General features: G+C 59.8%; 20 protein-coding genes. 3 read left to right on the forward strand and 17 right to left on the reverse strand.

The window, feature by feature from the left end:
- Window positions 1-14 precede the first annotated feature (14 nt).
- The 11 genes from ACUXUR_RS16600 to ACUXUR_RS16650 form a co-directional block, all read right to left on the reverse strand.
- Complete coding sequence (locus tag ACUXUR_RS16600) at window positions 15-2108, reverse strand: 3-hydroxyacyl-CoA dehydrogenase NAD-binding domain-containing protein (RefSeq protein WP_445503459.1); 2094 nt, start codon at window positions 2106-2108, stop codon at window positions 15-17.
- Window positions 2109-2122: 14 nt separating this feature from the next.
- Window positions 2123-3160: a zinc-binding dehydrogenase gene (locus ACUXUR_RS16605; protein ID WP_445503460.1), complete on the reverse strand. Its 1038-nt coding sequence runs from the start codon at window positions 3158-3160 to the stop codon at window positions 2123-2125.
- A gap of 5 nt (window positions 3161-3165) precedes the next feature.
- Complete coding sequence (gene badI, locus ACUXUR_RS16610) at window positions 3166-3975, reverse strand: 2-ketocyclohexanecarboxyl-CoA hydrolase (RefSeq protein ID WP_445503461.1); 810 nt, start codon at window positions 3973-3975, stop codon at window positions 3166-3168.
- Between the two features lie 151 nt (window positions 3976-4126).
- Window positions 4127-4888, reverse strand: coding sequence for an SDR family NAD(P)-dependent oxidoreductase (locus ACUXUR_RS16615; RefSeq protein WP_445503462.1), 762 nt, complete (start codon window positions 4886-4888; stop codon window positions 4127-4129).
- Window positions 4885-6849 carry an AMP-binding protein gene (locus tag ACUXUR_RS16620; protein ID WP_445503463.1) on the reverse strand — a complete coding sequence of 655 codons (1965 nt, stop codon included), beginning with the start codon at window positions 6847-6849 and terminating at the stop codon, window positions 4885-4887. Before ACUXUR_RS16620 ends, ACUXUR_RS16615 begins: the two co-directional genes overlap by 4 nt.
- Before the next feature lie 17 nt (window positions 6850-6866).
- Window positions 6867-7577, reverse strand: a complete 711-nt coding sequence (locus ACUXUR_RS16625; RefSeq protein ID WP_445503464.1) for an ABC transporter ATP-binding protein — start codon at window positions 7575-7577, stop codon at window positions 6867-6869.
- Complete coding sequence (locus ACUXUR_RS16630; RefSeq protein WP_445503465.1) at window positions 7577-8326, reverse strand: ABC transporter ATP-binding protein; 750 nt, start codon at window positions 8324-8326, stop codon at window positions 7577-7579. Before ACUXUR_RS16630 ends, ACUXUR_RS16625 begins: the two co-directional genes overlap by 1 nt.
- On the reverse strand, window positions 8323-9297 hold the full coding sequence (locus tag ACUXUR_RS16635) for a branched-chain amino acid ABC transporter permease (protein ID WP_445503466.1): 975 nt from the start codon (window positions 9295-9297) through the stop codon (window positions 8323-8325). Before ACUXUR_RS16635 ends, ACUXUR_RS16630 begins: the two co-directional genes overlap by 4 nt.
- On the reverse strand, window positions 9290-10153 hold the full coding sequence (locus tag ACUXUR_RS16640; RefSeq protein WP_445503467.1) for a branched-chain amino acid ABC transporter permease: 864 nt from the start codon (window positions 10151-10153) through the stop codon (window positions 9290-9292). Before ACUXUR_RS16640 ends, ACUXUR_RS16635 begins: the two co-directional genes overlap by 8 nt.
- Window positions 10154-10209: 56 nt before the next feature.
- On the reverse strand, window positions 10210-11436 hold the full coding sequence (locus ACUXUR_RS16645; RefSeq protein ID WP_445503468.1) for an ABC transporter substrate-binding protein: 1227 nt from the start codon (window positions 11434-11436) through the stop codon (window positions 10210-10212).
- A 95-nt stretch (window positions 11437-11531) separates the two neighbouring features.
- A complete protein-coding gene (locus ACUXUR_RS16650) occupies window positions 11532-12299 on the reverse strand; it encodes a glucose 1-dehydrogenase (protein WP_445503469.1) in 768 nt (255 codons plus the stop codon).
- A 90-nt stretch (window positions 12300-12389) separates the two neighbouring features.
- Here ACUXUR_RS16650 and ACUXUR_RS16655 point away from each other — a divergent pair, with 90 nt between their 5' ends.
- A complete protein-coding gene (locus ACUXUR_RS16655; protein ID WP_445503470.1) occupies window positions 12390-12881 on the forward strand; it encodes a MarR family winged helix-turn-helix transcriptional regulator in 492 nt (163 codons plus the stop codon).
- A gap of 37 nt (window positions 12882-12918) precedes the next feature.
- On the opposite strand, the gene ACUXUR_RS16660 is transcribed toward ACUXUR_RS16655, so the two are convergent.
- From ACUXUR_RS16660 to ACUXUR_RS16670, 3 genes are read right to left on the reverse strand one after another with little or no spacing between them, the layout of a single operon-like run.
- Entirely contained in the window at window positions 12919-14553 is a 1635-nt protein-coding gene (locus ACUXUR_RS16660; RefSeq protein ID WP_445503471.1) for a cyclohexanecarboxylate-CoA ligase, read from the reverse strand.
- Window positions 14554-14601: 48 nt separating this feature from the next.
- Window positions 14602-15783: a cyclohexanecarboxyl-CoA dehydrogenase gene (aliB, locus tag ACUXUR_RS16665; RefSeq protein WP_445503472.1), complete on the reverse strand. Its 1182-nt coding sequence runs from the start codon at window positions 15781-15783 to the stop codon at window positions 14602-14604.
- 5 nt (window positions 15784-15788) lie between these two features.
- On the reverse strand, window positions 15789-16946 hold the full coding sequence (locus tag ACUXUR_RS16670; protein ID WP_445503473.1) for an acyl-CoA dehydrogenase family protein: 1158 nt from the start codon (window positions 16944-16946) through the stop codon (window positions 15789-15791).
- 634 nt (window positions 16947-17580) lie between these two features.
- Between ACUXUR_RS16670 and ACUXUR_RS16675 the strand changes: the two genes are divergently transcribed.
- The gene (locus ACUXUR_RS16675) at window positions 17581-18567 is read left to right on the forward strand and encodes a hypothetical protein (protein ID WP_445503474.1); all 987 of its coding nucleotides are present in this window, start codon (window positions 17581-17583) and stop codon (window positions 18565-18567) included.
- 118 nt (window positions 18568-18685) lie between these two features.
- A complete protein-coding gene (locus ACUXUR_RS16680; RefSeq protein ID WP_445503475.1) occupies window positions 18686-18943 on the forward strand; it encodes a hypothetical protein in 258 nt (85 codons plus the stop codon).
- A 37-nt stretch (window positions 18944-18980) separates the two neighbouring features.
- Here the strand turns inward: ACUXUR_RS16680 and ACUXUR_RS16685 are convergent, their stop codons facing one another.
- From ACUXUR_RS16685 to ACUXUR_RS16695, 3 genes are all read right to left on the reverse strand, one after another.
- The gene (locus ACUXUR_RS16685; protein ID WP_445503476.1) at window positions 18981-19349 is read right to left on the reverse strand and encodes a hypothetical protein; all 369 of its coding nucleotides are present in this window, start codon (window positions 19347-19349) and stop codon (window positions 18981-18983) included.
- A gap of 1425 nt (window positions 19350-20774) precedes the next feature.
- Window positions 20775-22028, reverse strand: a complete 1254-nt coding sequence (locus ACUXUR_RS16690) for a DUF5666 domain-containing protein (protein ID WP_445503477.1) — start codon at window positions 22026-22028, stop codon at window positions 20775-20777.
- A complete protein-coding gene (locus ACUXUR_RS16695; protein WP_445503478.1) occupies window positions 22025-22894 on the reverse strand; it encodes a DUF6502 family protein in 870 nt (289 codons plus the stop codon). Before ACUXUR_RS16695 ends, ACUXUR_RS16690 begins: the two co-directional genes overlap by 4 nt.
- Window positions 22895-23004 lie beyond the last annotated feature (110 nt).

Below are 23004 nucleotides of genomic sequence, written 5' to 3' on the forward strand. Positions count from 1 at the left end.
TGGCACTATGATTTTCATGATGATGCGACCTTACGCAAAATATCGGGAATATTTTTCGCGCACTGGAATCCGAAGCCGGTCGAAGCCTCGACCGCATCGAGCGCCCGTTTCAGCATGGCCGGGTCCTGCCGCGAGGCCCAGAACAGCGGTCCTCCACGGGTCGCGGGAAATCCGTACCCATGCACAAGAACCACATCGATGTCCGATGTACGCTGGGCAATGCGATCCTCGACCACAAGCACAGATTCGTTCAACATCGCTGCGAGGGCGCGCTGCCGAATCTCATCGGCGTTGAAAGACCGGCGTTCTATCCTGCGAGATGCGGAAACCTGCTCGATCAGCGCGCGCACGTTGGGATCGGGCTCTCGCCTCCGCTCGGGATCCAGGTAGCGATACCAGCCTGCACCCGTCTTTTGACCGAAACGCCCCCGTTCACACAGCATATCGGCCACAGGAACATAGCGCTCGCGGGGATCGCGAGTGGCCGCGAGGCGCTTACGGCGGCTCCAGGAGATGTCGAGACCAGCGAGATCTGCAACAGCGAAAGGTCCCATGGCGAAACCGAACGATTCTAGTGCGCTATCGATCTCTTCCGGCAGAGCCCCCTCCTCGAGCATGATCTCGCACTGGCGGCGGTAGGCAGAGAAAATCCGGTTGCCAATGAAGCCTTCGCACACGCCGGCGACAATCGGCAGCTTTCCCAACTTTCGTGCCAGCGCAAGGCCAGTCGCCAGAGCTTCGTCAGATGTAACCATCCCGCGCACGACCTCGAGCAAGCGCATAACATGAGCCGGGCTGAAGAAGTGCAGACCTAGAACGCGCTCCGGCGTGGCTGTTGCTGCAGCAATTGCATTGATGTCGAGATACGAGGTGTTGGTCGCGAGAATGGCTTGCGGCGAGACTATTCGGTCGAGTTGCCCGAACAGATCAAGCTTCACATCGAGATCCTCGAATGCTGCCTCGATCACGAGGTCGACCTTGGCGAGCGCCAGCATGTTTGTGGAGGTGACGAGCGCCTGCCGTTGACTTCGCACTGAATCGGCGGACAATCGCCCGGACTTGACGGATCGGTTGAGAATTTCGTCAATCCGACCGAGCCCCTTCTCAAGCGCCTGCGCACTTTGCTCTACCAAGACTACGAAGAGGCCAGCATTCATGAGCGCTACGGCAATCGCCGATCCCATCGTTCCCGCGCCGATCACGCCTACCATCCCGACCGGCAGAGGCGATGCATTCAAACCTGGAACCTTGGGCGCCTCGCGCTCTGCGAAGAATAGATAGCGGAGTGCTGCCGCCTCCTCCCCATCACGCAATCGGACGAAGGCCGCTCTCTCGGCTGCTAGGCCCTTGACGAAGTCAAGATGCGCCGCATTGGCGACAACCTCCACAGCCGTCTTTGCAGCATCTGACGCGTTGCGCTTGTTCTTCAGGACAGACGCGCGCGCTTCCTCAATTTGCGTGTTCATCTCGTCCGGGACAGCCAAAGAGGAGACGCGTCGCTTCGTGTCCCGGAGCTCCTGCAGCTTTTTCAGACAAGCCTCCACGACGTCGTCTTCAACGACATCGTCGATGAGACCAATGCACGCTGCCTCGGACGCCTTGAGGATTTTTCCGCTGGCGATGAGTTCGATGGATTTTGCAATTCCGATTAGCCTCGGCAGGCGCTGCGTTCCGCCGGCACCCGGAATCAATCCGAGCTTCACCTCGGGAAGTCCGAGAACCGCACCTGCAGCCGCTACTCGCCAATCGCAAGCCAGCGTCAGTTCAAGCCCTCCACCGAGGGCCTGTCCTTCAATGGCTGCAGCAATCGGCTTGGCGCACCGGTCCAGAGCCTCCACCACGTCAGGTAGTGTCGGTGAGATGGGCGGCTTGCCGAATTCGCGGATATCGGCGCCCGCGATGAACCGGCCGCCGCTTCCGGTCAGCACGATTCCTGAGATCGAGGCATCTGCTTCAATCTCCTCAAGCACGGTCGTCAACTGGTTGCGCACATGCGCGGACATGGCGTTTACTGGCGGATTGTCGACCTCGATGATGGCCACGCCACCCTGCCGCCGCAGGTTGACGGAAAGGGTCGGCCTATCATCCTTCGATTGAAGAGTTGTCACCGTCGTCAGGCCTTTCAGCGAGATTCGATATTGATAGCTATCTTGCCGAACTGCTCTCCGGCTTCAAGGCGAGACAGAGCTGCATGGGTTTCGTCGAGACCATAGCGGGAATCGATGACAGGCCTGATATCGCCCCGCTTGCAGAACTCGATGAGATCACGAAACTCAGAAAAATTGCCTGCGGTCGAACCAAAAATCTGAAGCTGTCGGATGAAGAGGCGGCGCAGATCGGATGAAGGATTATCGCCCGTCGTTGCGCCGCAGGTGGCGATGCGCCCACCGCGCACGAGAGATCGCAGAGCTGCGGGCCACACGGCCTCGCCCACGTTCTCGATCACCACGTCCACGCCGCGTCCGCCAGTCAGTTCCATGGCTCGCCGGGCTACATCTTCTGTGCGGCCATTGATAGTCTCGTCCGCCCCCAGGGCACGGGCGCGCTCCAACTTTTCATCCTCCCGCGAGGTCACGATGGCCCTGCTGCCGATAGCCTTGACGAGCTGAAGTGCTGCCAGCGACACGCCACCGCCGATACCAAAAATCAGCACGGTCTCCCACGGCTTTACCTGCGTCTTGGTGAACACCATGCGCCATGCGGTAAGATGATTGACGCCGAGAGCGGCAGCTTCCGCGAAGTCAAAATTCTCGGGCATAAGAAAGACGTTTTCCGCCGGAACGCTGACGAACTCCGCCATGGTTCCGTCCCGATGCTCGCCGAGGTATCGGATGCCGACGCAAAGCACCTGATCGCCCCGTTGGCAGAACTCGCAGCGACCGCACACGATGCCGGGATGAAGCACCACGCGGTCACCGGCCTTGATTGTCTTCTCGTCCGGGCCAACCTCCTCGACGATTCCCGCGCCATCGACGCCCATGATCTGAGGCAATTGATGCGTGATGCCCGCGCCGCTGTCGCGCATATAGAGATCGACACGGTTGAGCGTCGCGGCTTTCATTCGCACCAGGATCTCACCGGATGCCCTGACCGGCTCTGGCCTCTGGCCGATCTCGACCACTTCGTTGCCACCATGTCCCGTGATGAAAGCCGCGCGCATGGCCGTTACTCGCCTTTGGAGTTGGAGGACCTGATGTAGCGACGGAAATTCGGCTTCCGCTTCTCCCGGAAGGCGATGCCGCCCTCCTTTGATTCATCCGTATCGTAATAGAGACTCAGCGCATGCATACCGAGGCTCGCGATGCCGCGGATGCTCTCGGTATCTGCGTTGAAGGAGCGTTTTGCGAGCGCAACCGCGGTCGGGCTGCGCTCCAGCAGTTCGGCGCACCAGCGATCCACCTCGGCATCGAGCTCCGTATGAGGAACGACGGTATTGACGAGGCCCATGCGCAACGCCTCTTCTGCACTGTAGCGGCGGCACATGTACCAGATCTCGCGAGCCTTCTTCTCGCCGACGACACGGGCGAGATAAGCAGTGCCGAAACCCGGATCAACGGAGCCAACCTTCGGCCCGACCTGACCGAATTGCGCACGATCTGAGGCGATCGTCAGATCACACACCGTCGCCAGCACGTTTCCGCCGCCGATGGCGAAGCCGTCAACGCGGGCGATCACGGGCTTTGGCACATCGCGGATCAAGCTCTGCAATTCTTCGACGGGAAGACCGATGGTCCCGCGCCCATCATATTGACCGTCATGCGCAGTCTGATCGCCGCCCGTGCAGAAAGCCTTCTCGCCGGCACCTGTGAGCACGATTACGCCGATGGAGCGGTCCCATCCGGCGCGCTGGAACGCATCAATCATTTCTTCAATGGTCCGCCCCCGGAAGGCATTGTAGCGTTCAGGCCGGTTGATCGTGATCCGCGCAATACCTTCAGGGCGCACTTCGTAGAGAATGTCTTCGTACTGGCTCATTATCTTGTCCTCCCTTGCGGCCCCTGCTGTGTCGTCCAGCGGAGGCCCGTGTCCTGTGATCAAAAATTAGAAAGCCCTCCAATATATGTCAACTCATTGATATATTTCGACGCAGCATGGCAAGAATTATTTTAGCTCTCCGAAAATGAGCCTAAAGCGCGGGCCAAATTCCGCCGGAAACGGGCAGGATATGGCCGGTAATGAAGGATGCCTCGTCGCTCGCCAGGAACAGAGCGGCATTGGCGATGTCGACAGGCTCTCCGAGCCGCTTCAGCAGCGTGCGGTTCGCGTAGTCCCGTCGCTCCACCGCCGACAGGCGCTGCATGACGGACGTGTTGATAAGGCCCGGTGCTATGCAGTTTACGTTCACCGCTGGAGCCAGTTCAATGGCGAGGCTACGGGTCAAAGAGGCGATGGCCGCTTTCGCCGCACCGTAATCGGCAACTCCTGCTTCGCCCGCAAAATTGATAGAGGATACATTGACGATGCGTCCGCGCCTGCGCTCCTGCATGCCAGGCGCGAGCGCCTTTACGAGATGGAAGATGCCCTTGATGTTAAAGGCGAAGGTGTCGTCCCAACGCGCCTCATCCATTTCAGTCATGGGCACCGAAATCTCGGTAGAGCGGATGCCGCCGACTACATTGATCAAAGCGTCCACCTGTCCGAACGATGACAGCGCCAGATCGACAACCTGTAACGCCTCCGCAGCTTGGGTAATGTCGGCACGGAGGGCGACAACTTCAGCTCCGTTCCTCAGGCGAGAAGTCACGGAACCCCGTGCCTCATCAAGACGCCGTCCGGAAATATCGGTAATCACGAGGGTCGCCCCCTCCTCGGCAAACCGCTCCGCTACGCTGCGGCCCATCGGTCCGCCGGCACCGGTGATCAGGGCGACGGTTCCTGACAGTCTCATTCGGCAGCTCCCGTTACAGTACGACGGATCTCATCAACGGCTGATGGGTTGAGAAGCGCGCTTAGATCGCCCAAGGCCTCCCCGGCGAGAACGGCGCGAATGACCCTTCGCATCGTCTTCATGTTACGGGTCTTAGGGAGCTCGGATACGCAATAGACGGCTTTGGGGCGAAACGAACTGCCCAAGCCCTTACTGATGGCTTGTGCAATGGCTGCAGTAACCGAAGCCTCGTTTATGCCGCGGATCGGCACGGCCACGCACACGATGGCAGCGCCCTTGATCTCGTCCTTCACAGCAACGGCGGCGATATCCGCTACAGTGCCTGTTGCCAGGGCCAGCGCTTCGATCTCGGCGGGGCCGACGCGCTTGCCTGCAATCTTGATGGTATCATCGGAGCGCCCGTGGATCGTCCAGACACCATCATTGTCACGCATGGCCCAATCACCCTGCACCCACATGCCGGGGATCTTGCTCCAGTAGCTCTCGATGTAGCGCTCGGGATCGTTCCACAAACCTCGGGTCGTACCGATGCACGGCGCACGCATGACGAGTTCGCCAACCTGGTTGTCGCCGACACTGCGGCCATCCGCATCAACGATATCCGCGCCCGCACCAAGGATGGGCCCCGAAAAACTTGCTGGCTTCAAGGGCTTGAGGATGTTCGTAGAAAGGATGCCGCCCATTTCCGTTCCGCCGGAATAGTTCTGCAGCGGCGCCCTGCGCTTGAGCGCGTGTTCGAAGATCCAGAGCCAGGAGGCCTTGTCCCACGGCTCGCCTGTCGAGGCCGCAACACGGATAGAGGACAGGTCGCGTCCGGACACCAGCGCCTCGCCCGCATTCCGCATGAGGCGGGCAAGCGTCGGGCTCATACCGAGGAAACTGACCTTGTGCGCTTCGACAAGCCGCCATAACCGATCCGCAGCCGGATAATCAGGAACGCCTTCTGCCAGGACCAGAGTCGCGCCTGCAAGCAGCGTCGCCACCAATTGCGCAGGACCCACGAGCCAACCGAAATCGGTCATCCACAGCACCCGATCCTCAGGCTTCATATCGAAATAGATGTGATAATCCTCGCCTGTCTTAACGGTGAAGCCGATATGGGTGTGAACGGTGCCCTTCGGCTTGCCGGTCGTGCCTGAGGTGTAGATCACCATGAGAGCCGCTTCCGCATCGAGCTCTGTGGCGGGAAAATCCACGGACTGGTCGCGGCACAGATCCTCCCAACGGATATCGCGCCCCTCCTCCATCGGCACATCGAGACCAAGCCGCGAAGTGACAACCACGTGCCTCAATGTCGGAATGGATCGCGCGGCTTCGTCGATGATGGACTTCATCGGTACGGTGTTGCCGCGACGCAGGGTACCGTCGGTGGTAATAACGGCCACGGCGTTCACGTCGTTCAGACGAGAGACGATAGCATCAGCCCCATAACCGGAGAACAGCGGAACCACCACGGCTCCCAATCGGGCGAGCGCCAGGAAGGCAACGGCCGTTTCCGGCACCATGGGAAGGTATAAGCCGACCGGAGCGCCTTTCTCGATGCCAAGGCCCTTCAGGCCCGCAGCAAGACGGCAGCTCTCCCGATGAAGCTCGGCATAACTCAGCGTACGCTTTGTCCCGTCTTCGCCTTCCCAAACGATGGCCGCATGTCTGCCCCGCCCCCCCTGTACGTGTCGATCGAGGCAGGCGAGCACGAGATTGGTGGTGCCGCCGACACACCAGTGCGGCCAGGCAATGCCTTCAGACGTATCGAGCACGCGCTCATAGGGCCTCAGAAACGGAATCTTCAGATAACGGATCAGGGCGTTCCAGAACCACTCCGGCTCCGCCACCGTACGCTGGGCCAGCGTTTCATAATCCGGAGCACCCGCAACCTTGAAGAACTCATGCCAGTTCGCTGCGGCACGGAATTCCGGGCTCGGGTGCCAAGCATAGTCCTGAAGGTTTTGATTGTCCTTCATCTTTCAGCGCCTCCCTCCTAGCCGATCATCAGGTGTCGCCGTGCGATCTCCGGATCCTTCAGGAATTCCTGTGCCGATCCTGAGAAGGCGATGGCGCCGCGATCGAGCACATAGACCCGGTCGGCGCAATTCTCGATCAGGCGGATCTGCTGCTCGGACACGAGCATCGCAACGCCCTCCTTCTTCAGCACGTTGATCGCATCGATCACCTGCTCCGAGATAATGGGGGCCAAGCCCTCATGCGGCTCGTCCAAGAGCAGCAGGCGTGGCTGGATCATCAGTGCTCTCGCGATGCTCAGCATCTGCTGCTCTCCGCCGGATAAAACACCCGCTTGGCGTGACATCAGAACTTGAAGCTTGGGAAACAGGCCAAAAACGCGATCGAAATTCCACTCTCGCAACCCTGCTGGTGGCGCGCGGTGTTTGGGGGTTGCAAGATTTTCCGCCACCGTCAGACTGGAGAACACCCGCCGGTCCTCCGGAACATAGCCGATGCCGAGACGAACGATCTCGTGCGGCTTACGGCCGGTAAGTTCCTGACCGAGAAAGCGAATGCTGCCGCGGTGAACCTTAATCTGGTTCTGCACGACGGAGCGCATCGTGCTCGACTTGCCAATGCCGTTGCGGCCGATGAGGCAGACCACCTCGCCTTCCTTGATTTCAAGGGAGATACCATGAAGAACGTTACCCTGATCATAGCCTGCATGGATACCTTCAAGAACAAGCATCAGTGAAGGCTCCTGCCGAGATAAACGTCTTGCACCTGTTTGTTGGCGGCGATTTCCTGCGGCTGCCCCGCTGCCAGAACCTTGCCCTGCGCGAGAACCGTAATGCGGTCCGCAAGCGTGAACACAATGTCGATATCATGCTCAACGAAGAGCAGTGCCACGCTACGCTCCTTGACCACCTGTGTCACCATTCTCATGAGATCCTGGCGCTCGATCAGGCCCATGCCTGCGGTGGGTTCATCAAGGACGAGGAGCTTCGGGTCACCCGCAAGCGCCATTCCGAATTCGAGCCGCTTGCGATCTCCCGGAGAAAGCTTTTCGACGGACAGATGAGTGCAGGTTTCGAGACCTACCGATTGCAAAGCTGCCGTCACCCGATCGCGGTGATCGTCGAGAAGTGACCGGCTCAGGCTGTATCGTCCGGATCCGCTGCCGATAAAGGCGCTCAGCATGTTCTCGTAGACGCTCATGTGACGATAGGTGCGGCTGACCTGAAAGGTGCGTCCGACGCCCTTTCGGGCGATCTGATGGGCAGCAAGACCTGAGATGTCGCGGCTCTCGAACAGGACCTTGCCGCTGTCAGCCGCAATCTGGCCGCACAGCACGTTGACGAGCGTGGACTTGCCCGCGCCATTCGGGCCGATGAGAGCGTGAGACTCCCCTGCAACTACCGAGAAGCTCACATCCGTGAGCGCGCGGAAGCCGCCAAAGCTCTTGCTCACGTTCACAAGTTCGAGGATCGCAGTCATCGCGTTTTTCCTCCTCTGATACCGGGCGAGAGCCGTGACGCGAAGCCCGCTGCGCCTTTCGGCGAGAAAATGATGACGGCGGCAAGGGTGAGACCAATGACGAGCTGCCAATGTGTGAAGTAGTGACTCACGATTGTGTCGAGCAGCTTGTAGATGATTGCGCCATAGATCCCACCGGCAAAGCTGTGGAGACCGCCGATAACGACCATCACGAGCACATCGAGAGAAAAGCCGAGGCCTGCGTAATCCGGGAAGACATTGCCGTGAAACAGCGCGAACAGAGTTCCGGCAATGCCGGCGAAGAAGCCGCTGATGACAAAGGCTGCCCAGAGCGTCATGCGTGGGTCGAAGCCGCTCGCCGCTGCGCGCCGCGGATCCTCGCCAACGGCCCGTAAGGCAATACCGAAGGGCGATTTGACGACGAGCCACAGGAGCGTGAGACAGAGGGTCACGACGGCGAGCACGATCAAGCCGTATTGCGGAGCATCAAACCCGAGACGGGTCGACGTGAAGCTCGCGATGCCCGTATCACCTCCAGTGAAGTCGTACCACTGAAAGATCACCGCGAAGGTGATCTCCGCGCAAGCAAGCGTGAGCATGGAGAAATAGATCCGCGTGAGTCGCACGCAGAGAGCGCCGAATATCGCTGCCGCGAGCGCAGCAATGAGGGGACCGGCCGCAATCGCTATCCAAAGCGGCAGCCCGAACCGGACGACTGACAGGGCCAGACCATAGGCTCCGAGACCGAAATAGGCCGCATGACCGAACGAGATCATGCCGCCGTAGGAAATCAGAAAGTTGAGACTTGTCGCAAACAGCACCCAAATCATGATCTCGGTGATGGCAAAGACCAGCCCTGTCGGCAGGAGGAACAGAGCCACGGCTAGGCCTAGAACGGCTCCCAGAAGAGCAATCATTCCAGCCTGGCGGAGGGTAGTACCGGTGGAGGCAGTAGGAGCGAGACTACGCATGAGCACGTCCGGATGAGCGGAAAATGAGAACGACGGCCATCACGACGAAGATCATCACCATAGAAAGCCGAGGAAACCACAGGAGACCGACTGCCTTGAGCACGCCAATGGCGAGCGCGCTCAGGAGAGCGCCTCTCAGGTTCCCTAGGCCGCCGATGACCACGACGATGAAGGCGGTCACGATCACGGTGGTGTCGAGTAGCGAATTGATGTTTCCGAACGGAGCCGCTAGCCCTCCTGCGAGCCCCGCAAGGAAGCAGCCTACAGCGAAGACGCCGGTGAAGATGCGGGCCTGGTCGATGCCTAGGAGTGCGACCATGCCACGGTCATCGGTGGCCGCCCGCAGGAGAATGCCCGCGCGGGTGTAGCGGATGATCGCCATCATGGCGGCAGATACGGCCATGCCGACCAGAAATACGACGATCAGGTACATGGGAAAGTATTGCCCAGCGATTTCGACCGCACCGCTCAAAGAGTCCGGCAGAGGCGTGGTCAGATCGTTGATGCCCCAGATGGTGCGTACGGCATCGCGGATGATGAGAACGAGAGCAACCGTAATGATAAGTTGAAGAAGCTCGTCACCACCATAGATGCGCCGCAGGATCGCAACCTCGAAAGCCATACCGATCATTGCGACCATGAGGGCAGCGAGAAGAACGGCCAGAAAGAAATTGAGATCGCCGAGCCCGGTCAGAATCGGAATCAACTGATAGGTCAGAAAGGCCCCGAGCATGTAGAAGGAGCCGTGCGCGAAATTGACGATTCGCGACACCCCGAAGATGAGCGTCAGGCCCGAGGCGATGAGGAAGAGCATCATGCCCTCCATCAGACCATTTGCAATTTGAACGAGCATCATGATGATGTTCCCCGCCGCTGCGGCAGGCGAATTTCGCCTGCCGCAGCAAACTGATGTCAGTTGCTGGCCTTGCGCATGGCTTCGACCTCTTCAGGTGTAGGCATAACCTTCTCACCTTCGACTCGCTTGATGTCGACGAGGATGGGGAATGGATACTCGGCGGTTTTCTTGGTGACGCCGACGAAGGTGGGGGCATAGGCATTACCGTCGAGCTTGCGGACTTTAAGCTCTCCGCGCATGACATCCATTCGGATCGACGTCATGGCCGCCATGATCTTGTCGGCATCGACCGAGCCTGCCTCCTTGATGGCAGCGGTGAGGAACTGGATGCCCTCATAGCCCATCACAGCCCAATCATCCGGATAGTCGTTATAGACGGCACGATAAGTCTCACCGAATGCCTTGGCCTTGTCGGTGTTCAGCGCGAACAGGGGAGCGCGCCCGAAGCCGTGAACACCGTCAGGCAAGTCGTTGGCGAGCGCCTTAAGGGTATCAACTGGCAGGAAGGCGAAAAGCTTCGTCTGTTGCAGAAGACCGTAGCTCTTGCCCTGTTTAATCAGGTTGTTCGTCGCACCACCGAAGGTGACCGCAAACACCATGTCTGGCTTTTCGGCCAAGGCTGCCGTGATGTACGACGTCATGTTGGTTTCGCCGAGCTTGGGCCAGAGCGTCTTCACGATCTGCGCATCGGGCTTGAGAGCCTTCAGGCGCTTCTCGAACTGCTCCACCGTCATGTGACCCCACTCATAGTCGAGGCCGATGGTGACGATCTTCTTCCATGGCTGGGTGGCCGCGTATTCAGCGGCAGCAAGCGCCTCCATCAGGGCGTTGGCCTGCAGCTGCACGTAGTAAGGATGCCAGAGTTCGTAATTCGGGCGCTGCGTTGCGCCGATGGTCGTGTAGAATGGAATCTTGTATTCCTTCGCCACCGGTGACACGGCGAGCACGACCGCGCTTGAGCACACGCCCGTCAGAATATTCACCTTATCGGTGACGACGAGATCGCGCGCCACTTTCGCGCCTTCGTCGGGTTTGGTCTTGGAATCACGGATCACAAGCTCGTAAGGACGCCCGAGCACGCCGCCGCCCTTGTTCACCTCCTCGACGGCGAGCTTGATCGCCTTCACCTCGGAATCCGTCAGCGCGCCACAGGGCCCCGACAGATCAGCCACGATGCCGATCTTGATCGGATCCGCAGCCTCGGCAGCGCCTAGCATCCAAGCGCTCACCGTCATCACCGCGGCTGCCGCGACGACGTGGGTTTTCTTCAAGAATTGCTTCATAAGCTTCCTCCCTTTGAAGCGAATGCGAACCACCTCTTTATTTTGTTAGCCAGCGGTCTTCGCCGCTTTTGCTGCAGAGGATTCGTCGACCGATGTCATCCAGACATGGTCAATCCTCCGGAGACACTGAGAACCTGGCCCGTGATGAACCCGGCTTGGTCGCTTGCAAAGAACGCGATGGCGCCCGGCAGATCATCCGGCGTGCCGATGCGTCCGAGCGGGATGGAACGACGGAAAGCCTCCATGAGCTTTTCAGGATTGCCCGCACCTTTTGCATATTCCGCGAAAAGATTGGTGTCGGTCGGCCCCGGGCAGACGACGTTGAGGGTGATGCCGTCGCGTGCGTGCTCGCGCGCCAGGGTCTTCGACAAGGCAACCAGCGCGGCCTTGCAGGCGGCATAGACCGCCTCGCCCGTCGATCCCACCCGTGCCGCATCCGACGCAATGTTGATCACGCGGCCGTACTTCCGCTCAGCCATCCGCGGCAGAACTGCGTGATGCATGTGAAGTGCGCCCACGAGATTGATGGCGATGAGCTTCTCCCATTCCTCGGGCGAGGTCTGGAGAAATGGACGGAAAATGTCCCAGCCGGCATTGTTGACAAGCACGGAGATCGGGCCGAACGCCTCTTCAGTGGCAGCCACCGCGTGATCGATCTGGTCCCGGTTGGTAATGTCGCAGGCGAAGGCCTGAGCAACACCACCTTCCGCCTTGATCGCTGAAACCGTCTTCTCGGCAGCATTCAGATCGCGGTCGTAAACAGCGATCTGGCCGCCGCGCGAGGCGAGGTGGCGCGCTGTGGCAGAGCCTATTCCCCCTCCGCCGCCTGTAATGATAATGGTCTTATCCTGAAAATCGCGCATCGTAGCACTCACCGGCTATATCAACTTATGACAACACTATGATACATTTCCGGTTATGGCAAGCAATTGATATAATTTTGAGGGTTCTTCATGAGTAAAGCAAAGTCCAATCCAGCCGCTGGCGAGCCCTTGAGCGATCCACATTTCGAGGTCGCCAATCGCCTGTTCTTCCGCCTGTATCAATGCTCAAACCTGATGCATAAGAACGGGACGCGCTTCATGGCCGATTACGGCAGCACCACGCAGCAATGGGCGGTGCTCGGCGCTCTCGCGCGCCCCCGGGTTCGGGAACAGGGCATGTCAGTAAAGGACCTGATCGAGTTCCTGCTGCTTAGCCGGCAGAATCTCACCGCTGTGCTGGACAGGCTCGAAACGCGAGGCTGGGTGGAGCGTGTCAAGGATCCGGAGGATGGGCGCAGCCGACTCATCAGGCTCACCACCAAAGGCGAGAAGATCTGGGCGCAGATGCTGAATTCGATCAAGGCGTTCTATGAGGCGGCGCTCGATGGCTTCAGTCTGGAGGACCAAATCCTGCTCTATCGCCTGCTCGATCGCATGAAGGATAAGTTGAGCACGGTATAAGCGCCGCGCAGTCACCTGCTGCGCGGCGGATTACGACTCAGTGCGATGTACCCTTGGCGGCTTCGCGAAGCTTGAACTTCTGAATCTTGCCGCTCGGCGTACGTGGCAGTTCATCCACGATCTCGAGTCGCTCTGGGATATATTGCACCGCCATCTTCTGCTCCTTGAGATAGGATGTCATTTCCTCGAAGGCCAGAGTCGTGCCTTCCTTCAAGGTAACATAGGCGCAAGCACGTTCGCCAAGGCGTTCGTCCGGATAGCCGACAATGGCGACACTGGAGATCTTCGGGTGCTTGAAGAGAATACCTTCGATCTCGACGACGGGAATGTTCTCACCACCCCGAATGATGATGTCCTTCGAGCGGCCGGCGATGCGGATGTATCCGTCCTCATCCATGCGCGCGATATCGCCGGTATCGAACCAGCCGTCGGAATTGATGTTGTTGAGCTCAGACCGCTTGAGATAGCCGACGAAGTTGGAGCAACCTCGCACCTGAAGTTGGCCTTCCTCGCCGCTGGGCAACACGCTCCCGTTGGCATCGACGACACGGACCTCCATTCCCGGCAGCGCCTTGCCATCGGTATTGGTGGTCTTCTCCTCGGGGTCTTCGGGCCTCGTGGTGGTGACGGCTCCGTTCTCCGACATGCCCCAGGCAGAGATGATGGCAGCTCCAAGCGCCTGTCGCGCCTTGGTAACGAGCGCCCGCGGGATAGGAGCACCGGCCGACACGAAGACGCGTAGGGTCGGCGTCGAGGTGCCGGTGCGCTCCACATATTCAGTAAGATCGTTGAGGAAGGGGGTCGCGCCCATCGTGAAGGTCGCCCCTTCCTGCGTGATCTGCGCCGCCATGGTCTGCGCCACAAACACGTCCTGGAGCACAGCCGTCGCCCCAAGCATGATGGGGAGAACAAGCCCGTACATGAACCCAAGCTGGTGAGCCATGGGCGACGGCATATGGATAACGTCGTTTGTGCCCAGATGCAGCCGCTCCGCGAAGGGTACGAGATTGGACAACATCGTATTGGATGTATGCATCACCCCCTTCGGCTCACCCGTGGTGCCGCTGGTATAGAGCAGCTGGATCACATCGTCGGGTGAGAGCTTGCGATCGCGCAGGCGCTTGCGTCCCTCCTCCCCGCCCTTCGGCTTCAGCAAGGTGTCGAAGGATTGCTCCCCTTCCCCACCGACCACGAAGACATGCTGCAGCGAGCGCAGCTGCGCCTGAACGCTTGCGGCCATGGCGGCATAGTCGAAATTCCGGAATTTAGCAGGAACGATAAGCACTTTCGTCTCGGCAAGACCGAGCATGAAATTCAGCTCACGCTCGCGGAAGATCACCATGAGAGGATTACTGATCGCGCCAAGCTTAAGGCAGGCGAGGTGCAGAATCGTGAACTCCCACCAGTTCGGGAGCTGGAATGACACCACATCCCCATGTCCTACGCCGCGCTCTTCGAGGCTGAGCGCAACGAAATCCGACAGACGGTCGATCTCCTCATAGGTAAAGCGGCGCTCCCGCCCCTGTTCGGACTGATTGGCGACCAGGGCCGTCTTGCCTGGCGTCTGCGCGACGGCACGGGCGAGATGATCCAGAAGCGTTATGTCCTGCCAATGACCGCTTTCCCTCATGGCGGCCCGGCGTTTGGGCAGAGAGTCCAGTTCCAGTTTCATGGCGTTTCCTCCTCGCAACAAGCTGGGCGTCTGTCGCACCCATTGAATTCAGGCCGAGAGCGATTTCAGGGTCTCACGAGCAATGATAAGCTTCATGATCTGGGCCGTGCCATCGCCGATCTGCAGGCCGAGCACGTCGCGCAGACGCTGCTCGAACGGCAGTTCGGTGCTATAGCCTGCGTGCCCATGCATCAGCAGGCATTTATGTACCACTTCGAAAGCGAGCTGCGGCGCCCACCATTTACACATAGCCGCCTCGCGGGTGTGTGGCGCATCAGCGTCTTTCGCAGCCAATGTCCGATAACAGAGCAGGCGCGCGGCCTCGACATGCGTCTCACATTCCGCAAGTGGAAAGGTAACACCCTGATTATCCGATAGAGGTTTGCCGAAGGCTTTCCTCTCCGAGACATATTTCCAGGTCTCGGCCAAGCACACACGGGCCACAGAAAGACATTGCAAGCCGATCAGTGCCCGGCTGAAATCGAAACCCTGCATCACCTGCACGAAGCCTTTGCCTTCTCCGCCCAGCAGGCGCGATGCCGGGACGCGCACATTGTCGAAGAAGATCGAGCCACGACCAACGGCATGCTCGCCGAGATCATCGAACCGCGTGCGAATGATACCTGGTGTATCGAGATCGACCAGAAAGGCCGAAACGCCATAGGCCCGTTCCGACTCCGTGCCGGTGCGGGCAAAGACCACGGCGTATTCCGCCTGATCCGCCATGGAGATGGAGGTCTTCTCGCCGTTGAGGACATAGAAATCCCCTTTGCGAGTAGCTTTAAGGCGCAATGCCGCTGCATCCGATCCGCCTTGAGGCTCAGTGAGCGCCAGAGCGATCAGCTTCTCGCCGCTGCACACATCAGGCAGCACCTCCGCCGCAAGCTCCGGCGAGGCATGACGTGCCACGATGGTGCCGCATAGGGACGCAAGCAGCTGAATATAAGCCACGTTAAAATCACCCTCGGCGATGCTCTCGATCACGACGCCGCTGGTAACGTGATCGACACCCAAGCCTCCATATTCAGTGGAAAGCTCCACTCCGATCAGGCCGAGGTCACCCATCTGCTTGCGAAGAGACAACGGAACACGGCCTTCGGACTCAAGACGTCGCGATGCGGGCGCAAGCACGTTCTGCGCAAAACGGAGCGCCGTCTCGCGAAAGCTCCTCTGCTCCGAGGAGAGGCCGAAGAGCGAAGCATTGTCCATGGGTAAGAAGGTAGCGCTCATCGTTGTCAACTCACATTGGCAGCGCGGACGGTGTCTCGCCCGATCTTGAGACGCTGGATCTCCGAAGTACCCTCGTAGATCCGGTAGAGGCGAACGTCCCGATAGTGGCGTTCGGCGGCATAATCCGAAATGTAGCCGGATCCGCCGTGGATCTGCACATTACGGTCGGCAACACGCCCCACCATCTCGGAGGCAAACAGCTTGCAGCAGGAGGCCTCAGTGCCGATATTTAGTCCCCCGTCCTTGGCGCGGGCAGTCTCGAGCACCATGCATCGCGCCGCATAGGCCTCGGTGCGCGAATCCGCAACCATCGCCTGCACGAGCTGGAACTCCGCAATGGGCGAGCCGAACTGCCGGCGGCTTGCTGCATACGCGACCATTTCATCGAGAATACGCTCAGCAAATCCGACGCAGGCGGCCGCGATGCCGACGCGACCGCGGTCTAGAACCTTCATGGCCGTACGAAAGCCCCGTCCCTCCACACCGCCGATCAGATTGGCGGCGGGTACAGGACAATCGTCGAAGATCACGTCGGCTACATGTGAGCCCTGCTGCCCCATCTTGTGTTCAGGCTTGCCGATGGACAAACCCGGGCTGCCAGCCTCAACGATGAAAGCCGAGACGCCGGAGGCTCCCGGCTTGGAGGGATCGGTTCGAGCCATGACGGTGAAGAGGCCGGCGCGGGGTGCGTTGGTAATAAACCTCTTTGTGCCCTTGAGATAATAGACATCCCCTTCCCGCCTGGCGGTGGTCCGCACGGATGCCGCATCCGATCCAACTTCCGGCTCCGTCAGCGCGAAGGACGCGATGATCTCTCCGGAGGCGATCGGCGGCAAGAAACGCTGCTTCTGCTCCTCAGTACCATCGATAACGATCCCCTGAGAACCGATACCCACATTGGTCGCGATCAGAGAGCGGAAAGCAGGTGATGCCCGCCCGAGCTCGAGCATCACTGAGACCTCCTCCTCCATCGACAAACCCAGCCCCCCATAGACTTCGGGGACCGAGAGACCGAAAAGCCCGAGCCGGCGCATCTCCTCAACGGTTGCCTCCGGGATGGCATCTGCCCTGGAAACCCTCATTTCCTCGGGAATCAGCCTTTCATCGACGAAGCGGCGAACCGAAGAGGTGAGAGACTGGAGAAGAATTTTATCTAAAGGCATTGTCATTTCCTCTAGAGGAAGATTATCGAGACCGACATTAATGTCAATACGTTGATATATCTTTTGACGCGTGAGACGGGAGCGAGCCTGCATGCCCAGGCAGAGACCTGAGCGCCCATCACCCAGTGACCTCTTTTCAATGTGATGAAATGGACACTGTCCTAGATGCGGTTTGCAGACGAGCCGGAGAGGATATGTCCGTCTCTACTCGGATGAGCGTAAATTGCCTCTGCACCGAAGCTCTGCTGCAGGCCGGCGACAGCTATACGATTGCCAGATGACTGCCATCCGCAGGCTCGGTTCTTCCTGATGCGTACAGATCCGGCTACGGACCCAAGACTTAGATGTCTCAGCGATTTACGGCCCCTTACAGATCTGCCGGATTGTTTCGAAATTCTCGCGAAAGCCTCGGTATTGCCGTTTGACTGCTCTCGGAGATAAATGCAGCCCGATCAACGAAGCAGAGACTCAGGCACTCTGCATGACAGGTTCCTCATATACCCCCGAAAAGAAGGTATGCTGACCCTTCTGGAGGAGGAGGCCACGGCTTCGTTCGAGACCGCGATCTGCTATGATCAGACGTTGTGCCTACCCCTTCCCGCGCCGCTGCGCCACGTTTTGCTGGGGGGCTGAAATGACCAACGCTTCCGGATCGGATTTGCAGTCTGCTGTATCCCAAATTTTAGAGCGCGAGCAGTCGAAACCCTTACCGTCTCCTTCATCTCTGGACATGAGACTTTGGGACCTTCGTCGCGACCTCAGAAAGCGCCTTCAACCAATGTTTGCCGAGGGAGCATTCGATCTCAACAAAGTCAACGAAGCTCTTACGCACCATCATGACGACGTGACCCGGATTTTGGAGGAGCAAAAGGCACAAGCTGATACTGATTTTGCTGCGCGTATCAGACAGAGCCGAGAGAGCATCGAGAACAGCAGAAGAGTCTATAAATACGTAGGAGGCAAACCGCTCATCATAACTCCGATCGCGGTTGATACGGCTGCTACAATCTGGGTTTCGCCTCTCGAAGTATCCATGGAGCCGCACAGAGAAGCCTTCAATAATTGGGCAAAATTCCTCTACGGCGATAATGTTGATACAGCCTTCAAGACTGTCAGCATCAGCTTCTATTTCGCCTGGAAAAACGACTCGAATTACTACGCCGTCATCAACGCGAAGACCGACTTGATTTCCCAAGGCAATTGCACGGCGCGGGCAGTACCTGGCACAATATTCGGGGGCGCGGTTTCCCTATCCTTAAATGCCTCGCTGACAGTGCATATAGGAGCGACCACGATCAACTACTACGGCAGTCAAACCGCCAGCGTCGCCAGCCTTTATGCAAGCACATGGGGCGATATAGTCGGCGGAGACAGCCAGACCAAGACACAATACGTAGATCGCACATCTAGCCTATCGTGCCCTAACATCTTAGTTAAAGATGGCGAGTGGGTGTTATTCCAAGTCTCTTTGACATCGACCTACTGGATCGACGGCGGGTCAGTTCTGCTTAATTTCGAAGGGGATTATCATGTTAATTGCCCTGTTCTGACTGTCGAACTCCTGACATCTCCAACAGCCACAGGAAACCTCAGCGCAATTAATCCCACGATCCATCCTTGAGAGGTGAAGAACAATAAAGCCTGCCTCTCTACGCAGGAGCGTTTCGCCGGGCTGCTCCAGGAACGCGGCGGTCCCGAAGCCGTTGTCCCGCAGGTTCCATCAGCAGCCGGGGTCATCCATGGTCAGGCTCAAGCTCCTCCCCCTTGCACTCGCGGCAGGCCTGCTCACCTGTGGTCTCGCCGGCAGCGTTTCCGCCCAGCCCCGGATGGATCCGGACCGCGACTGGGAGCGCCGCGACTGGCGCGACCGGGACGGGGACCGCGACTGGGGGCGCGGCCCGCGCTGGCGCGAGCCGGACTGCTATTATGAACGGCGGCGGGAGAGAAACCGCTTCGGCGAGATCGTGATCAGACGCTACCGCGTCTGCGAGGACTGAGGGATCGGCGGGGATCGTTCCCGCCGATCGGCCACCGTTATTGCGGCGCCGGCGGCATCGGTGAGCCGGTGCCCGCGCGAGGCTGCGACTGCACCCGGTCATAGAGCCGTAGCGCTGCATCGACGCAGGCCTGGGTAGACTCCCGATCACCACAGATGACGCGAAGCTGGGTATCGCCGCTGCGCACGAAGAACCGAGCGTTACCGCCCGAACGATCATCACGATCATCATCCTCTCGCATGGCGCGTTCGCGCCGCTCGTCCGGTGCGCCCCTATCTCTGTCCCATCTGTCATAATTATCATGCCAGCGGTCTCGACGATCATCATCGTCCCGCGATGAACTCTGGCTCCATGCTGATGTTCCAACGAGGGCCAGTCCAACTGCCAAAAGAAGGACCTTCCGCATGTCAATCTCCGTTAGGGCGACACCATGGAAAATGTGCGCGAACATTCCCGAGTTTGGGTGGCGTCAAGGGTCGTGCAGTAGTGGCGCCTAGGGGGAACTGAGGGACAGGACCTAGGTTCCAACAGCGAGCATCGCCTGATCAGCGCACCTGGATGCGGCCGAGGTCGTTGACTGTCATCTCATGACGAATGCAGTGGAAGCGTTGCGCTGATCCGGACCTGAAGGCCGTCCGGCGCAAAAGCCATCTCGACACGCCCCCAATTGTCGCCCGAGAGCCCGCTGCAGAAGCCGGCGACCGCCCCCGCTTCGTCACGCACAGGGGGTATAGGAGAAGTGGGCCTCCTCCGGATAACCTCTCCGCTTCAGTACAAAAGAGATGTCGTCCATATGGACCGGCTCGCCCACGCAGGCCTGCTCAACGAGCGGCAGGAGGCTGTCATGGATCTCGGACCACACCTCAAGGATTGGCCGGCCCAAGGCGGCTGGGTGTTTGCGTGCAAGAATCCTGGCATAGGCGTCGTTGTAGAGCTGCGTGCGTTCCGGCCCCCGGCGATGAACATCGGCGGCTTCGAGCTTACCATAACGCCAACAAGAATCTTGAGTGCCTGCGATCAACCCTCGGGTCGGCGGAGCGGCGTCGCGGCCCAGTTGTGGGCGCGGATGCGGGGGCCCGTCTCCCCACTATTCAGGACGAGGTTCAGACTGTCGTTCGGTCCAAAGCCGCCGTGCATAGCATCCTTATCCGTTTCCCGGGGGCTGGGCCTCAGTCCCGACTAACGTCTCGCTCGTTCGTCTCGTTCCGCTCTTTATCACGGTGAGAGGGCGTGGCCTCGCTGCCTGGGCTGCGACGGCACCCGCCGTTGTGGCCTATGAGATTCCTGGCCCGCGTTCCGGACCCGCTCGGGTTGACCCTGTCCGAAAGTCCGCGCTTCACGTGGTCCGGAACGGCAGGCCGAGCCCACCCTGCCCGAAGATGGCATCTGGGCATCGCATTCGTGCGGTTCCGGCGGGATCACTCAGATAGGAAGCATGACCGCCTGATGTGAAGAGGAAGAGGAAGAGCAACAAAACAGCGTCATCGGTCAGGCCTGCGATATCCTCAGGTCTGGTTGCAGGGGTGGCCCGGCTATCAGATCCTGCCGCCAAGCCATGGTGGGGCAAACTCGGCTCTAAACGCGGCCCCGTGACGGTTCGTGATGGAGGGGCTCCTTTACGATGCGGAACAAGGGACGTTGAACACTTCTGTTCGTAGCGCTCAGCGCTGGGAAGATTGATGTCGAGGATCCGGCCGGGAGCTGCGAAGTCTCCGCCTCTACACCCGCAGAGATCTGCAACAGCTCTCCCTCCAAGGCGATCAAGATCACCTATAGTGGGGCCATTCTGGCCCACTCAGCGGTCAATCCTTCTCTCAACGGACGATCGCCATTACCGCCTTCCCCCGCCGCCACCATTTCCGTTGCCGTTCCCGCCCCCATTGCCACCACCGTTGCCGCTGCCGCCGTGGCCACCGCCATTGCCGCCGGAGTTCCCACCGCTTCCACCGGCCGAGTCACCCCGCGAATTGCCGGAATTCCCGGGCGAGTCGTTGCTATCACTGCGCCCGCGACCCGTACCGGATCGGGATTCACCCCGGGGGGACTGAGCAGGACCGAGATCCCGGTCATGCGGTGGGGCTTTGCGCCCTTGTGTGCCGGCGGGCGTGCTGGGGGCACTACGGGTGTTCGGACCTTGTGAAGAGCCGGTTGAACGAACCGGTGGTCCCTCGAGCGAGACCCGCTCAAGGCCCAGTCGTCCTCTCTGATCAGCCACTAGGGTCACCACGGCGGGGGCATAGGATCCCGCCGGAAGCGCCGAGGGGACTTTTCCTGCAACTTCGAGATCCGAACCGAGACGCAGTCCGTTCCGTGTCCGCTCGACGTAAGCCTCAATGGAGAAACGCCGGATCTCGGGTCCCAAAAGATCGCGCTCCTTGGCAGTCCTGATCACATCGAGAACGCCACTCTTGTATGCACCCTCCAGAACAGCCCGGGTACCGACGAGCGCTGGGGCTACTCCGCTGAGCTTTAACTGCCCGATCCCGAGGCTGCCGTCGCGCAGCTTGATCACGCTGCCAATAACCTTCTCTGGCCCCTCGGCCCTGCGTTCGATCAGGCTCGCGACGATGGTTCCATCCGGCCGTCGCAGGCCGAAAACCGCAACACGCTCCCCGCGCCGCCATTGCTGCGTATTGTTCAGGCTCTCGATTGAGACGGATTGGCCAAGCACTCTGAGTGTCTTGCTACCTGTTGCCTCGATGGTGCCGACAACCTCACTGGTCACGTCGATCTGCCTTGTTCGCAGCACGCCGTTCTGAGTCTCGGCAACAACCCGCACCACCTGACCGATCCGGAGATCTGAGACCGCCCGGGGCTGCCCGTCAATCCGCACCGGCACATCTGGCGCGTAAGTCACATGCAAGCCGTTGACGATGATGCTGCCGAACCCACGGATCGTGCCCATCATGCCTGTACCGCCGATGCCTCGATCGCTTTCAGGGTCGCTAGAAACCACTCCGGTGCCGCCAATGCCGCGGTCACGCGGATCTTGGCTCCGCGCCGTCTCCATCGGGACAAGGAGCAGCGCCAGCGCGGCCAGCCAGCAGGCAGTGGTTCGTGCAATCGAAATGGCGCAGCTCCTCACGTCCGCGGCTCCTTGTCGTTGCTGTTGGTGGACGTTCCGGCGGCCGCCGACGGCGCAACCTCTTCGCAATAGACGTAGACGCCGAAGTTCCACCGCCACTCGCCGGGCGTCACTCCATCGCTGGCGGCGTGTGCCTCGCGGTTCAACTTCTGGAGAGCCTGCATCGCAACCTCGCGGGAGCGTTGCTGGAGCTGCTCGGCCACATCCTTCGTCAGGCCGTCGTAGTGCACGGCACGCTCAAGGAATTGAGGCGATTGCGCCTCCACATTCGCGACCGCAGCAGCGATGTGATCGTGCAGGTTGCGCCCGAGATAATAAAGCTGCTGGTCATTCCCTCCCCGCGGAACGTAAGCCGCCTCGACAAGGACGGCGCGATCCTGGTCGTCGATAATCACGAGTTTGCGGTCGAGCCACTCGTCCAGCACAGCGCGGGACCGCACATCGCGGGTGACTGAGGCAACGAGCCGTTCAAAAGACGGCTGCGGCGGCTCCGCAATGCGGGGGAGCGGCAGAGGGAGTCCGTCACTATCGGTGAACTCCGGGTCCGCAAGCCAGCGGGCAAGAATGCGGCTCGTCTGCGAGACGGTCGCTGGAACGACATTGACTGGAGCGCCCGCCCCGCGCAGGCGGCGAACCTCCTTGCGGTGGATGCCCGTGAGGAGACTGACGCGGCTGTCCGTCTGCTCCTTGCCCTGAAGAGCGAAATCATACTCGGCGACGTTCACAAAAAGCTCGCGCAGCAGCTCCGCGAGCATGGGAAACGTGATCCCGCTGCGGATCAGGAGCCGCACGAGCGGACGCAGCAGGCGCGCCAAGGGCGCGTGCAGCCTGGCTGGTTCAAGGGAATGGGGGGCGTCGCCGGACATGCTTACTAGGTAAGCGGATTGTTTGTGGGAAGCAATCCCACATCAAGGTTGACGTGGGAAAATTTCTCACGTAGCCCTTATGAAAGGGATTCGAGAGATCCTAGAATTTG

Source organism: Microvirga medicaginis, from assembly GCF_052658925.1.

What these genes read in the sequence shown, in the direction of transcription:
- ACUXUR_RS16695 (WP_445503478.1), bottom strand. Translation starts at nt 22,894, where the DNA reads ATGTCCGGCGACGCCCCCCATTCCCTTGAACCAGCCAGGCTGCACGCG.
- ACUXUR_RS16615 (WP_445503462.1), bottom strand. Translation starts at nt 4,888, where the DNA reads ATGAGACTGTCAGGAACCGTCGCCCTGATCACCGGTGCCGGCGGACCG.
- aliB (WP_445503472.1), bottom strand. Translation starts at nt 15,783, where the DNA reads ATGAGCGCTACCTTCTTACCCATGGACAATGCTTCGCTCTTCGGCCTC.
- ACUXUR_RS16680 (WP_445503475.1), top strand. Translation starts at nt 18,686, where the DNA reads ATGGTCAGGCTCAAGCTCCTCCCCCTTGCACTCGCGGCAGGCCTGCTC.
- ACUXUR_RS16650 (WP_445503469.1), bottom strand. Translation starts at nt 12,299, where the DNA reads ATGCGCGATTTTCAGGATAAGACCATTATCATTACAGGCGGCGGAGGG.
- ACUXUR_RS16660 (WP_445503471.1), bottom strand. Translation starts at nt 14,553, where the DNA reads ATGAAACTGGAACTGGACTCTCTGCCCAAACGCCGGGCCGCCATGAGG.
- ACUXUR_RS16640 (WP_445503467.1), bottom strand. Translation starts at nt 10,153, where the DNA reads ATGATGCTCGTTCAAATTGCAAATGGTCTGATGGAGGGCATGATGCTC.
- ACUXUR_RS16685 (WP_445503476.1), bottom strand. Translation starts at nt 19,349, where the DNA reads ATGCGGAAGGTCCTTCTTTTGGCAGTTGGACTGGCCCTCGTTGGAACA.
- ACUXUR_RS16630 (WP_445503465.1), bottom strand. Translation starts at nt 8,326, where the DNA reads ATGACTGCGATCCTCGAACTTGTGAACGTGAGCAAGAGCTTTGGCGGC.
- ACUXUR_RS16620 (WP_445503463.1), bottom strand. Translation starts at nt 6,849, where the DNA reads ATGAAGGACAATCAAAACCTTCAGGACTATGCTTGGCACCCGAGCCCG.
- ACUXUR_RS16605 (WP_445503460.1), bottom strand. Translation starts at nt 3,160, where the DNA reads ATGCGCGCGGCTTTCATCACGGGACATGGTGGCAACGAAGTGGTCGAG.
- badI (WP_445503461.1), bottom strand. Translation starts at nt 3,975, where the DNA reads ATGAGCCAGTACGAAGACATTCTCTACGAAGTGCGCCCTGAAGGTATT.
- ACUXUR_RS16670 (WP_445503473.1), bottom strand. Translation starts at nt 16,946, where the DNA reads ATGCCTTTAGATAAAATTCTTCTCCAGTCTCTCACCTCTTCGGTTCGC.
- ACUXUR_RS16675 (WP_445503474.1), top strand. Translation starts at nt 17,581, where the DNA reads ATGACCAACGCTTCCGGATCGGATTTGCAGTCTGCTGTATCCCAAATT.
- ACUXUR_RS16645 (WP_445503468.1), bottom strand. Translation starts at nt 11,436, where the DNA reads ATGAAGCAATTCTTGAAGAAAACCCACGTCGTCGCGGCAGCCGCGGTG.
- ACUXUR_RS16625 (WP_445503464.1), bottom strand. Translation starts at nt 7,577, where the DNA reads ATGCTTGTTCTTGAAGGTATCCATGCAGGCTATGATCAGGGTAACGTT.
- ACUXUR_RS16635 (WP_445503466.1), bottom strand. Translation starts at nt 9,297, where the DNA reads ATGCGTAGTCTCGCTCCTACTGCCTCCACCGGTACTACCCTCCGCCAG.
- ACUXUR_RS16655 (WP_445503470.1), top strand. Translation starts at nt 12,390, where the DNA reads ATGAGTAAAGCAAAGTCCAATCCAGCCGCTGGCGAGCCCTTGAGCGAT.